This is a genomic window from Paenibacillus sp. FSL F4-0125 (assembly GCF_038008565.1).
Classification (GTDB): Bacteria; Bacillota; Bacilli; order Paenibacillales; family Paenibacillaceae; genus Paenibacillus_AQ.
The window spans coordinates 2525915-2539842 of record NZ_JBBOZJ010000001.1 but is presented as its reverse complement, the minus strand read 5'-3'; the positions used below and the strand labels follow the sequence as shown (position 1 = coordinate 2539842).

Here is a 13928-nt window from a genome sequence, read left to right as displayed (position 1 = left end):
AGTGATTCTTCAATAAGCATGAGCAAATTCAATCAACTTATTGTAAATTTAGGACGATTCCTCTCCCAGAATGAGTAACAATGGTTACCGTTCCCTCGCTGAACTTAACTTTCAAATCTTGCTCAGGTGAATGCTTGAGAACCTCATCAGCTTGATCAGCCTGGATATCTAAAGCCCCCTCTGAAGGGGAACCATATACGGCCGAAACGAGCCAATGAATTCCTGGCTCAAGGGTAGTCGTCAGCATTGGCAGCACCGTCCGAGGGCGAAGCAGATTCGTATTGGCGTTCGGCCAGACCAACTCGCCCTTCCGACAACCTAGCAAATCCTTGATTACACTGGTTCCCCAAGCAGTGGAGGCCATCACACCAGCCAAATCGCTCTTGGATATGAATTCATTGTCATGACCAAGTGCGAATCCCCCCTCCGCAGTATCCAGTGACCGTCCAGTTTCGACTCGATGCATTCGAATATGCCAAGGAAGTCCGGCGACAACCCAGGTCTGAACCTCAACATTGGCCCACGGCTTCCAGACAGAGCGAAGCACGTTGTCCATAATCTCAGATTCTATATTCTGGCGTCTTACCCGATATAAGTTGTCTCCGTGCTCGCTCAGTGCAAGCATAGAATCGTACGCTCCCTGAGAGAGCCCCCATTCGGAGCGGGGCACGCTGAAGCCAAAGCCTGTTGAATACACGAATTTTTCGTATTTGGCCGAGGTGTGGGTATGTTCATTCGTATATAAATGTCCGCTGTTGAAGGCCGCCACATGACCGGAAGCAGACTCGCGGATGATGACAAGGTGTGCAGGCTTCTGAATCATGACATCCGGAAGGACTGGCAGCGGCAGTTCTTCTGCCTTCCAGAACGGATGCTCTGCGCCGAGAGCCAGCGGCAGGAAAGTCTTCAGCGCCCAGTACGGAGATCCGGGAGAATTGTAATTCTCCGCCATGACCAGATTCGGGTAAGCGTATCCGATGGTCAGTACACCATCGGCGTCAACAATCGGCTGGCTAAACCACCAGCGCAGGTTCCGCAGCACCAGACCTTTTACCACACCAGCAGGGAATCCTTCAACGTCTGCGTAGACAAGGGCGCTCCAAAATGCCGACTGGGCAAAACGGTAAGTCAAACTGCGCCCATAAGGAAGGGCGGATCCGTCGGGTGCGAACCAGCTGATGAAATCGGCAGCAAACAATCGAGCTCGTGCTTTGAACACACGGGAACGTTCGGGGTCTTCCTGCTCCATCAGCTTTGCGTACAGCAGCGCATAGTAATGAATAGCAAAAGGCACGTAATAATCGCTGTGGCCGTTAATTCCGTCGCTGTACCAGCCCTCGCCCAAATAGAAATCGTCCATACGCTTCAAATTGTTCTCTAACTGTCCTTCGTCGTAGGGACGACCGATTTTGCGGAATCCGACATTGACTAGAACGTTAAAGAACAGCCAATTGCAGTCATAGCAAGGATGAGCGTTTATTTGATTCAGCCAGCGGTATAATTGATCCTGCTCCTTCGGAGCAAGTGGCGACCAGATCCTTTCCGGAATGGCTGCTAATGCGAAACCGAAGACCGCCATCTCGACCAAACGCTGGTCGTAATCCCTCACCTCTCCCCAATATTCTTCATGAGAAGGATCAGTGCCATGCCGAATGCCATCCAGCACGATGTCCCAGAGTTCACTGTCTCCACCACCAATGAGCAGGGGTACCAAACCCCACAACACCCGCGAGAAACCTTCCATTTCAGCAGTTGCTGCCGAATAGCTCGCCCCTGTTTTACCGATTTCAAGCCTTGCGCCACCTTTGCTGTAGTGCGGCCGAAGCGGATCCGTAAGCTGCTCAAGGGCGATCACCAGATCCTCCCGAGTCTTTAACGGATTATCGCTAATCCGGAAAGATGTCTTATTTGTGTTCATCCTGATCACCCCCTACTCCCAATAGAACGGTCCTGCGGCCTTAATCCGGGCTAGTGCTTCGACATAGAAAAAGTCACCGTAGATAAGAGGAACATCTATATTCCGGTTCTCAGGGTAGTTACTCGTACCGTGAAGCAGCAACCCTTCCTCATCCGCATTGTCCCAACTGCCATAATTCCTGTAGAGCGATTCCACGATTCTTATAGCCCCGTTCCGGTACACATGGGATTCCGAATCATCCACCTGGTCCGCTAGCAGAAGCAAACCGCTCGCCGCACAGGAACCGGCGGAGCTATCACGAATTTCGCCGACTTCACCGGGCGCGCGGAAATCCCAATGCGGAACATGATCCTCCGGCAAACGGGTCAAGAAGAAATGTGCTACCTGCTTGGCTGCATCCAGATAGCTCTGCTTGCTCGTATGATGATAGGCAAGCGCTAAACCGTAAATGGCCCAAGCCGTGCCGCGCGACCAAGCAGATTCGGGCGAATAACCTTGCCCGCCAAGCTTTTCCACGACTTCACCCGTCTCCGGGTTGAATTTGACGATGTGGTACACGGAGCCGTCCGGTCGGATAAAATGCTCAAGAACAGTATCCATATGCGCCTCAGCGATATGATGATAGCGTGGATCTCCCGATGTCTCAGAAGCCCAGAACAACAGACTGGTATTCATGCAGCAGTCAATAATAGCAACTCCGCTGTTATCTTCCCCTACACTCCATGGATTCCAAGCTCGGATATAATGTCCTTTCAGATTGAAGCGGGCTGCCAGGTAGTTGGCCGCTTTTAATGCCCGAATTCGCGACGCCTCGCTACCCGTCAACTTGTAATTTGCCACGCTTGTAAGAATCCACATGAAGCCTAAATCGTGATCCAGCTTAACATAGCCATCCAGCACCTCGTCGAGTCTCTCTTCGCAGCGCTCCGCGATCATTTTTAGACTTTCATCCCCGCTCTCAGAATAAAACTGCCAGAGCATTCCCGGCCAGAACCCTGCTGTCCACCAATTCGGCGCCTCCAGCAAATATTTCCCCCCTTGACTTGCATGTGGAAATTCTGCGCCGATCTTTCGACTGTTACATCTTGTCTTTTCAAGAGCCTTGCTCCAAGCTTCATCCAGCCAAGTTTGGTTTTCCGTAATATTCATATCAAACACCGCCTTCTTCGAATTGTTCTCTAGTTCCTTCATCATTTATATAAATTGAAAGGTGAATGCTAATTTCCCTACAGCACCGGGCTGAAGCAAATGAAAGTCGAGAGTATACCAGGCCGTTTCCCTGCCGAAATGATCCCTGTACTCACGAGCGGTAATCTCTGGCTCTACAATCTGGGCATCGTAGATCACTTCAACTCCGCCGACTTCAGTTCCCGGCAGCAACACGACGCCAGTACGAAGGATCTTCGGCCGACGCCAGGTTACGAACCGCTCCGTCCAGCTCACTAACTTACCGTTAAACCGGTACTCGTCCGTTAACTCCAAGCGAGGACGCTGCTCCTTGTACCAAACCATAGAACGGACAAAAGATTGAAGCTCTTCCACTTCGTAAGCCAGAGACAGCTCCAGCGTCAGTTCATCCCTCACCGGAACAGTCGACGCATACAGAACTGTAGCACTATGCTCCTTGCCAGACTGTTGATACTGGCCGTCGATGATAGGAACCGAATGTCCCTGCGAGCCATTGCAATCATATTGATAACGGCCAGCCCCAAAATATTCAGCCGTATACTCTCCACTGCCGAGATCCGCTGCATAGATTTCGCCTTCACCTAACAGAATGAACTGCCCCAGATCATTATGATTATGAGGTTCAGCGTTATGCCCTCCCTTAGCCGCGAAGCCGAACGAACTTCCTCCGGACTGATAACGCGAGACAAGCCATCCCGCATCAGGAAGATAATAACTGGCGGCTCCCCAATCCTGATCCTGTTTCTCATCGCCGGTCCTTCTCCAGATGAGATTTCGAAAAGCCGGAGCCCAGCGGCTGCAGTGATCCTTAGCGTAAGGAGCGCGAAGCACAGGCGGAGGACATTCTACTTCTGGATAGGTATCAGCTAAATAATGGGACAAGCCCATATGTATGTGAATTTGAGGCTCTGAGTCTGAGAAATTGGCGACAAAATTGCCACCGATGAAAATTTTTTGTTGGAACTGAGCGATACTTCGCACTTTGTCTGTTGCAAACCAGTCTACTTTCCCCTCGCTTCTAACTCGGAGAAGATCGCTGTAATACGTAAAATAGCCAAATCCGTAGTTCCAGTAACTCAGACCTTCCAGGCAGGCCCCATCATCCCCGAAGCCTTCCAGATAGTAACTCATGCTTCGTTCTGTCTTCAGCAGGATATCCGTTAGCGCAGCAGGATCATCCAACATCAGCAAGGCAGCTGCCCCAATCGAACCTGCACAAACTGCCGACCAATTATGCCTTGCAGTCTCCCATTCATAAGGACCACATTCAATAAATGGTCGAAATATTCTCCGCTCTACTTCATGTCTGATTCGAAATCGAAGAAGCTGTGGAAGTCGTTCTCCCAGTAGTAGTGAAATTTCACTCAGTGTAAAAGCAGTTTCCGAGGAGAACAGATCAATAAACTGATCGATATTCTCTGCATTATGATCTGAAGGAAGATGGGCTGGTAGGCACCAAGTGTACTCTTCGCATATAGACCATAGTGTATTTTCCAGGTTCTCCAGAAGTCTGACATTATCCGGCTCAAGCAAGGTCATAAATACATATGTGTTCAGCCTTCTTCTCCGTTCGAAATAGACCCGTTCATATTTCAGCCTCGAACCCGTGCGCGCATAAATTGAAAAAAGCGTATCCGTCAGCTCCGGTATAGGCTGGCCGTCTAATCTCTGAGCCTCTGCGCGGATTTCGCAGATATCTTCCTTCAATAGCTCGGATAATGATGCCTGTGTCCAAAAAACATCCGAATCTCCATCAGGATAATACAAGCTCAGATTTACCGGCTTCATCCTTTCGATCATTCCGAAAAGCTCCTGTCTATTCATGCTTTCTTCCTCCTTTTGCCCCACCAGCTTAGATCCTTCTAATTGCTCAAGGCATGGTCTCTCATAACATCCTCACCGGCTGCGATCCTTTGTGCCGTCCACTTCAATTCTGCTCCTGCCCAGAAAGGATCTGAAGGAAGAAGCCCCAAAGGAAGAAATACAAATGTGCATAAATAGAGACTGCCCGTATTGATATAGCTCTCAGCAAGCTCTGGCTGGTAGCCGTATACTCCAGGACGTAGCCACCCGTCCTCATCCAGGTTGCCCGGAAATTCCATAGTCCGTGTAATTACAGCAGTCAAGGCGCAGCGTACCTGCGCGGGAGAAAGCGATTCCTCCAGGAAATGCTGGAGCGCCGCCTGCGACAACAGCTGAAACGCACCAAAACGGTAGACAATAGAGCGCCCGATAAAGGGATAAGTTCCATCCGGTGCAATCATCCGTTCCAGCACAGTTGCGTATCTCTGTGCCCGTTCCAGTATCAACGGCCGCAATTGGGAATATTGCTCCGACTCCCGTTCAAAGAGTGTCACCACATCCACCAGCATCGGCTGAATAACAAAGCTGTTGTAATAATCCCAGTGAAAGTCCTTGCCGTCACCGTATATGCCATCACCTTTATACCAATCCATAAACATATGAATCGCATAACCAACACGCATCCGGTCATATTCAGGATCGTTGAGGATATACAAAGCCGCTTCCACCATTGCGCTGAACAGTAGCCAGTTGCTGCCGCTCGGTGCAGTCCGGCGCGTTTGCTTAAAGGCTGTTATTAAATTAACTTTGACCCGCGCATTCAGCCGCCCGGCAAGCTGCTTCGGCGCGCGCACCAACGCGTGGGCGAGGAATGCCGCATCGACCAGCGGTTGGCCTTCGGACTTAAAATCCATATAGTCAGGCGAAGATGGATCGACAGCGGCATCCATGCATTCCAGCATCAGTACGGCATAATGGGTCCTAAGCTTTTCCTCTTCACCCTCCAGCCCTTCAAGCTCTAGCCATGGGGCCATTCCACAGGCTAATCTAGCAAACGCTTCCAAATACGCAAACTTGCTCCTATCACCATGAAACTCCGCAGGCAGCCGTTCCTTTAATTTTCTCTGCGACAAAGCGTCAAGAACCGGATTCCCGATCTGTAACATCGTATCCAGCCAATATTTCCGGTGTTTCGTACCAGTCATACAGAATCCACCCTTTCAATTGCGTCTATTCAGCAGGTACAGACTCTCCTACTACTCTAGTTCTGACCTGCTCTATCTTGTTTTATTGCGTAATCTTCTTCTATAGTTTAGTGTTGTATTATTGCAATGTCTTTGCGATTAATGATCATTTATTGCGTTTATTGCTATCAATCTGAAAGGGGCCATCCGAATGAAACATGCCCAGTATTATCAGCCTTTCGAAGGCGACATACTGGCGGGCATCGGCAATTCACCGATCTCACCCACCAGAGATTTTCACATTCATGACCACTACGAAATCTTCCTGTTTCTTGGCGGCACGGTGAACGGATTTGTGGATCAGTACAGCTATCCGCTTCAGCGGGGCAATGTGCTCTTATTTAACAATCACGAAATACATAAAATCATCAATTTATCTCCAGAACCTTATGAACGCTTAACAATCCATTTCAAAGCTCCACTTATATATCCCTTCTGCACTGCAACCACAAATCTGCTCGCCTGTTTCCAGAACCGTCAGCCCGGGGAGCAAAATCTCGCACAAATGGATGAAACACTGCTTTCAGAGTATACGACCCTCGCCTACCGCCTAATTGCAATTTTGGATAACCCACAATACGGAAGTGAGGTTCTGGCTCTGACTTATCTGATTCAGATCCTGGTCCTTATTAATGAGCTTTATAACCGTACCGTTACCACCATACCCAGCATTATTTCTTCACATATTCAATCGGCCATGCGCTATATCGATAACCATCTGCATCTGAATCTGTCGCTTGAGCAGATCGCCGGAGAATTAAACATCGATAAATATTATCTTAGTCACCTGTTCAAGCAACAGACCGGTGGGACAATCTACCGGTACGTCCTGCTTAAAAAGATCGCGTTATCCAAACAGCTCTTATCCGCCGGGAACTCCGTATCCGATACCTGTTATTTATCCGGTTTCAATGACTATGCAAATTTCATCCGTACTTTCAAGAACATCACGGGCATTCCACCTGGAAAATACGGCAAAAAAAGCTGATATGGCTACTAATCTTCGCCTCGCAATTCTATTCCCTTCTCTGAACTTATAAAAAACCTGACAGCCGCTAAATGCAGCTGCCAGGTTCATGGAAAAACAGCTTACAAATGTCTCAGCAGATTGGCGATCACTTGCGCACTCTCAGCACGGGTCATCCCCTCTTGAGGTGCGAATTGCTTATTTCCGCGTCCCTTTATGAGCCCCGCCTGCTCGGCGAAACTGGCTGATTTCTGTGCCCAGTCATGAATCTGGGAATAATCACTGAATGAGCTATCAGAAATATCATTCATTTTGCTGCCTTGTGAAAATTCATAAGCCCTAACGATCATTACAGCCATTTCCTCGCGGGTGATGCTGTTGTCCGGTGCGAATGTATCCGAACTGCGGCCGAGCACTATGCCAGCTTCGCTTACAGCTGCAACGGCTTCGGCATACCAAGCTTTGGAATCCACATCAACAAACGTTGAATGACTTCCTGCCTCTAAGCCTAACGCTCTTGCAATCATGACCGCGAATTGTGCTCTTGTCACGTTCCCCTGCGGATTAAACTCGGTATCAGAAATACCTTGGATAATATGTTTTGCCGCCATAGTCTTAATAACATCCCTAGCCCAGCTATCTTCACTGACATCCGAGAATATCTTGTCATACTCTAGAACCGCAAACTGGCTGAAATGCTTTATTTCCGCACTCCATTTTCCATCAGCTAGCGTTCCACCCATAACTTCAAGAGCTCCGTTCGCCGCTATATAGTAGATGCCTAGCAAACCGGAATTAGCATTCGAATCTACGGTAAAGGTAAGCGTCAGTGGCTTGTCAAAACGGGTTACCTGTACGGCAGTGCCGCCTGCACTAATAACTTCCAGACTGAAGTTAATTACGTCACTAGCAGCAGTTAACTGAAGTGAACTGTTGACTGCCGGATTATTCATAAGTTGTTCTACGGCAGCTCTTGATACCTTCACAGCGGAGAGCTTAATTCGTGCTCCATCCGTTTGACCTCGAGCAGCTTTTTCCTGGATACTCTTCAGTGCTTCCGGGGTCAGATGGATAGCAAATGTATTCCACACGAGATGCAGATTGCTCACTCCTGTGATATCTAGTAAACCCTCAGGTAATAGTACGGAATCCGTACCTTCAGTGAGCTGAACCGTTATTACTCCTCCAACCGGAGCTGAGAAATCGTCACTATTAAGAATCCTCGTGGTCTGCGGCAACGGCGTTGGTGTCGGCGATACCACTGCTGTCGGCGCCGTTGTTGACACTGGCCCTGAGGTTACTACAGGTGCAGGTGTTGGTGTCGGATTTGCCGTTGGCTCAACTGTCGGTGTTGGTTCTACCGTTGGTGTTGAAGTCGGCGGTTGCTGTGCTTCTCCCACTGTAACTGTTCTTGTGACTTCAACGGCCATATTTCCCGCGGAATCGCTAACATTATAATGATAAATATAAGTACCCGCCGATAGGGTATCTATCGTCTCAGTACGATTTCCATCCTTCGTAATTGTCGCCATAATTCGTTCGCTAATGTCACCATCTCGGTCATCTGCTGCTGTGGCTCCGGCATCTGTATAACTTGCGCCATTGTCCAGTTGAACAGTTGACTCACCAAGCAGTGTAATGACCGGCTTCAGTACATCCGGATCTTCCGATACGATTACTTTTCGGGTGACTTCCGCAGCAGAATTGCCTGCAGCATCGCTGACATTGTAATGGAAGGTGTAGATATCCGCTTTCCTTGTATCTAACTCGGTCAAACCATACACTTCACTGCTGACCGTTGTGGAGATGCGAGCTGTGATGTCACCGTCTTGGTCGTCATACGCAGTGGCTCCGGCATCCGTATATTCAGAACCGATCTGCAGATTGACTATGGCTTCACCTATCAAAGTAATCTCCGGCTGCGTCATATCTGGCTCCGGTAGCTTTATCGTTCCGCTGGCCGCAGCTTCTGCCTTAGCCTCACCCTTGTTCAGTGATACTGTGAAGCTGAAGCTGCCGGCCGTGTCATCAGTAGCTTCCTGGAACGAAGATAGAGTGATATCCCCCATCGTAACCCCCGTACCACTAAACCCGATTAAGCCGTTCATTGTTTGGAGCAGCCAAGTCCGGACTCCGTCCTCGCTGTTAGCTGTTTCCTTCTGCACGCTGTATGCAGCACCTTCTATAATGCTCTTAGCCTCATTTACAGCCTGCTCATTGGCAATGCTGGCCCTGTCCTTCGCCACCGCTAAGTAACTAATCACAGATGCCTGACTATTTGTGTTATTTATCGAATATTTGACGATACCGCTCACAGGTAGCGTAAAGTCATGGTTGATCATGATGCCATTAGGACCTGCGAGTACACCGGTCTTAACCGTTTCGTTCACCGTCTTCCCCTCAGCATCAGTATAACTAAGCGTAATATCCATCGTGCGGTTACTCATATTCCACCAGTCCCGATGGAACGATGTAATCGTGTACTTTCCTGCGTTTAATGGGAGGGTGTAGACCAGAGGTGTGTTCTTTGTATTCGAACTGTAGACACCTGTCTGAGTTTTATCCGTGATAACCACGGCACCTCCGAGCCCTTTCAGATTATAAGTTGCTCCTGTATTGGTATGGCCCCATACTGTACCTGTTGACAGCTGATCCGCTGTACTATTTAAAAGACTATCGCCCGCGAAATTTTTGATCACCGTATAAGGTGGTGTGACAACATCCCCTGAGACACCGAGATCCAAAAAGTATACGAGACCTTCTGGTACCACTTCTACATAAGCCATGGTTTTTAGATTGCCGTAAGTGCCAGTTACAGCTACCCTTTCATACGGTGTGTTAAAGCTAACTGCGTCTACATTCCATTTCACGGACACAAGCAATTTGGATCCATCTTCACGAGTAGCCTCCAGCTTATCGGGAAGATTCGGCAGTTTACCGACAGCAGTAGCCATATCCTGAGGAGCAATAAGCTCCCGTACATCCCCTGTAGTCAATTGATTCTGAGCAGAGGTCAGACGTCCCGCAAGATGTATAGCTCCTTCTTGATCCAGCCTGTAGTCAGCAGCATTCTCCAATGCTTCCTGGGCGGCGTTCTGTGCGGTTGCAAAAAGCAGCCAATCTCTCTCAGAATATTCATCCAGTTTATTAATTTCTTTTGATGCTGTTACCGCTGCTTGTAGTACAACTGTATCCACAGCACCCTTTACCTCACCGGATACTACTGCTACAGCGTCCACAACCAATGTGCCGCTTAACACCTTAATCTGAACGTTATGCTGTCCATATTTAAGTCCGCGAAGGGTGTACGTTTGGTAGAGTTCTTTAGAAGCCATGGTATCGGCTGACAGCATGACAATTTCATCATCAACGGTCACTTCTAGCTTAGCCGATCCATTATTCGGTCCCAGAATATCTAGCCCCGTGCCTTCAAAAGAATATTCCATCGTAGCATTTGCACCTTGAGTAGTAGAGAGGGAACGTTGGTAAATATACATGCCTGCACCGTTTTGATGACTCCAAGACCCACTATATTTCAGTTTAGGACTCGGTGTAGCAGCTAGGTCAAACATCTCAAGATTATCCAGTAATTCGGAATAGTATGGTGCATAGCCGTCAACCGTCTCCACTTTTAAATTATCGAAGCGAACATGATAGTATCCACTGGCTAAATCTACCCGGCCAGACAATTCAGGGTTCGGATCAGTATAAGAGGCCAGCTTCACCTCGTCCAGATAGACAGTCACTTTATCACCTGCAACCTGAATGGCAAGGTTATGCCAGGCATCATATGCGGCGTTAAATCCGTCCAGCTTAACTCCACCGGAACCGCTCACTACATTACCACTCGCTACTGCACTACTATTGACCAGCAGCTGCCAGCCTCCGTCAAACCAGAATTTCAACACATAAGGTGTGCCGTTTATAGTGTGAGAACTGCCACCTCCTTGATACCGTGCGCCAATCGCAGCATAATTGGCTCCGCCCTGCGTATTGTTCGTCTCGAACGAAACATCTACACTGGCCCTGTAATTCGTCCATCGGTTATCACCGATAGCCGTCACGGGATCTCCACCGTTCCAAGTGCCGCCCAGCCCCATAATTCCCGAATCCAGCTGTTGGCGCAGAACATAGTTGTCAGACCCGTCCGGAAGATATGCCTCGAATGCACCGTTACGGTCGTGTGTATAGCGCGGTATCACACTTTTAGAGCCGCCGCGGGATTCTATATAGCTTTGGGTACCCTCACTCTGCCCGCTTGCTCCGATCTTCACAACGGATTGATTGGAATAGTCAAAATCATCGGCATACAGAATATTGTCCGCGGTATTTTGAACCCTCCCCGTTGCATCGGTATCAAGCACAGTGCGTTCGCCTTCTACAGGTAACGGTGTTTGATACGCCTCTTTGTCCTTGTTCTTCAAAGTGGTCACAGTCACTGTTGAATATGGTTTGACATGAACGGTATAAACCCCGCTGCCATCAACAGCTACATCCCCGAGATATTTCATATAATTACTGTTGAAGGCTTCCCCCGCGTCGGCCGCACGAGTCTCCCATACTTCCAGTGATGGATTCCCGTCAAAGTTCATATTTAACGTCTGAAGCTTATAAGTTTTGGCATACTCACTGTCATTCACGATAACGGTTGAGAAATCGCTTTTGTCAGGTGCAGCAAGTGTCATATAGTTAGGAGAGCCGTTGCGTCCGCTAACAGGATTGGTGCCTGTCGCACCCGTAGAGCTAGCCTTAGGTACCGCTCTCCAAATCCCTGCAGTATTATCCTCGTTCTCCCAGCCCACATTGGCGAACCAGCTGTAATGCTGTAATGCAACAAGGCCTGCATCATAGTGAATCCATCCCGACCACGGGTCACGGGCGCTAAGTAGTTCCTTAAACGAATATTGACCGCCTTCGTAGAAAGAGCCGATGGCCGGCTGATAAATAAAGTGCGTCCGGCGGGAATTGACGAATCCTTTAATAATCGTATTGCTCATCTCTAGCGGACTGCCAACACCGCCGATGCCGGTTCCTGCCACTGTAGGATCCTTTACATTATTGTTGGGACGGAAGGCGGAGTTACTGAAGGTAGACTGCGCCTCGCTGTTCCATACTTCAATATCATATTGTTCTGCGAGATTCTTGAAATTGCCTGCGCTGTCGTCGTCAGTGTTATAGTGATATCCCGCGATCGGAGCCGCTTCCCTTAAAGAAGCATCGCTTACCATACTGCCGCCAAATGATCCGATCCCGACTTCATCTGAAATCACAATCTTGATCTGGTTATAGAGCGTTTGCTCTTCTGGGCTTACAAAGCCTTCGTTATCTGTTTTAACACGTTCGGCGTACTGTTTGGTCCACGTCAAATCCGGCGTATGCTCGTTGATATGGGGATTGACATAGTCGACCATATAGCCATACTCACGGTAAGCGGCAAGAATGGTATTTTTATACCAGGTATAGATTTTATCGTTGTCGCTCGCCCAGGCCGGAGCACTCCATCGCAGGATGCTCACCTTGAGATCCGGATTCGTAGCCTTGGCATCTGCCGCAAGCTGGAAACCGGGATGCCGGGTGACATTGGCTTCTTCATCAGGTGTACGCATTGTGGCCGGGTCTGGACCGGTAGAGTTATTGCGGTCATTACCCATCTCGATTTTCACATGTGTCATGATGGGATAATCTCCACCGAACAGAATCTGCAGCATTTCTGCGTAAGCATCCGGATGCTCAGCCTTATAATCCATCAACAGGGCACTGGTGCTGTTGGCACTTAGTACGCCAAATCCCTTAAACGTGAGGCCGTTGACGTTGTCCTTTTTAATATCGTTGCCGTCGAGCAGAACCTTGACCATAGAAGCTGCGTTCTGCCGAGCATCTTCGATCTCTTTCTGAATCCCTCCCTTGGCAACGGCGAACCAGCTCAAGATAGGCTTCTCACCGGAGACATAGGCATAGGTCAATGTCATGGGGCTACTAGCGTCGATATCACCGGGAATCGTGAATTCACCGGAAATAAGCTGTGTCACATTGGTATTAAATGGTGCAAACGAGAGCATCTTTGTTGCTCCATTTGTATCCTTATACTCGATCTGAGGCTGTATTACCCGAGTGCGGTTGCCATACCAATCATGGAAACCACTACTGAGTGTATAGGTCCCTGCTTCAGGCGCTTTTAATTTGTAAACGATATGATTGCTAGCAGGGTCGGCACGAAGTCCTACTGTCCATATGGATGGATCAGTAGCAGGATCGGTAAGTCCTCCGTCTTTGGAGTTCTTCACCTTGTTTATGGAATCATCAAATCCCCAGGCCGTCGTTCCGCTGACATATTTCTGATCCGGCAACTGGTTGAGCAAAGCGCTGCCGGACAACGTTTTGACTGCTTCATACAGCGGCGAAGTAGTAGGACCATTCCCTACGGAATCGCCTCCCCTGCCGCTGTCCACAAAGTAAATCAATGGATTGCTTGATGATGGAATAACTTCTACACTGGCAACAACCGGCACACCATTCGCTGTACCCGTGACTGTCACTGTGTCATAAGGAACGGCAAAGGTATCTTCACCAATATTCCATTTCACAGTCTCAGACTGGCCTCCAATGTCTATGCTAGCAGGCAAGGTAGTGCCAGAAGATGTCTTCGCCCCCATATAGGCGGCTGCAAAGAAAGTATCCACGGTAGCTGCAGATGCAGACGGCATTTTGAGAGCCGGAAACATTCCAACTACAAGTGCAGAGGTCATCATCATTGAGAACAGCTTTTTTCTAACGGAGTGTTTTCTATTCATTCTTTAATCCTCCTTTT

General features: G+C 48.9%; 6 protein-coding genes. 1 reads left to right on the top strand and 5 read right to left on the bottom strand.

The annotated features are described in order from the left end of the window. Positions 1-37: 37 nt before the first annotated feature. The 4 genes from NST74_RS10880 to NST74_RS10865 are packed head-to-tail and all read right to left on the bottom strand — an operon-like array spanning position 38 to position 6114. Entirely contained in the window at positions 38-1918 is a 1881-nt protein-coding gene (locus NST74_RS10880; protein WP_341111985.1) for a DUF2264 domain-containing protein, read from the bottom strand. Between the two features lie 12 nt (positions 1919-1930). Then, a complete protein-coding gene (locus NST74_RS10875; RefSeq protein ID WP_341115868.1) occupies positions 1931-3067 on the bottom strand; it encodes a glycoside hydrolase family 88 protein in 1137 nt (378 codons plus the stop codon). A gap of 45 nt (positions 3068-3112) precedes the next feature. Then, complete coding sequence (locus NST74_RS10870) at positions 3113-4930, bottom strand: hypothetical protein (RefSeq protein WP_341111984.1); 1818 nt, start codon at positions 4928-4930, stop codon at positions 3113-3115. A gap of 38 nt (positions 4931-4968) precedes the next feature. After that, a complete protein-coding gene (locus NST74_RS10865; protein WP_341111983.1) occupies positions 4969-6114 on the bottom strand; it encodes a DUF2264 domain-containing protein in 1146 nt (381 codons plus the stop codon). Between the two features lie 190 nt (positions 6115-6304). On the opposite strand from NST74_RS10865, the gene NST74_RS10860 reads away from it, so the two are divergent. Then, entirely contained in the window at positions 6305-7141 is an 837-nt protein-coding gene (locus NST74_RS10860) for a helix-turn-helix domain-containing protein (protein WP_052414558.1), read from the top strand. A 101-nt stretch (positions 7142-7242) separates the two neighbouring features. Here NST74_RS10860 and NST74_RS10855 read toward each other — a convergent pair whose 3' ends face one another. Beyond that, positions 7243-13911 carry an S-layer homology domain-containing protein gene (locus tag NST74_RS10855; protein ID WP_341111982.1) on the bottom strand — a complete coding sequence of 2223 codons (6669 nt, stop codon included), beginning with the start codon at positions 13909-13911 and terminating at the stop codon, positions 7243-7245. Positions 13912-13928: the final 17 nt, after the last annotated feature.

Bases quoted from the DNA above. Each gene is read 5' to 3' on its own strand.
- NST74_RS10880 (WP_341111985.1), bottom strand. From the start codon at position 1,918: ATGAACACAAATAAGACATCTTTCCGGATTAGCGATAATCCGTTAAAG.
- NST74_RS10875 (WP_341115868.1), bottom strand. From the start codon at position 3,067: ATGAATATTACGGAAAACCAAACTTGGCTGGATGAAGCTTGGAGCAAG.
- NST74_RS10870 (WP_341111984.1), bottom strand. From the start codon at position 4,930: ATGAATAGACAGGAGCTTTTCGGAATGATCGAAAGGATGAAGCCGGTA.
- NST74_RS10865 (WP_341111983.1), bottom strand. From the start codon at position 6,114: ATGACTGGTACGAAACACCGGAAATATTGGCTGGATACGATGTTACAG.
- NST74_RS10860 (WP_052414558.1), top strand. From the start codon at position 6,305: ATGAAACATGCCCAGTATTATCAGCCTTTCGAAGGCGACATACTGGCG.
- NST74_RS10855 (WP_341111982.1), bottom strand. From the start codon at position 13,911: ATGAATAGAAAACACTCCGTTAGAAAAAAGCTGTTCTCAATGATGATG.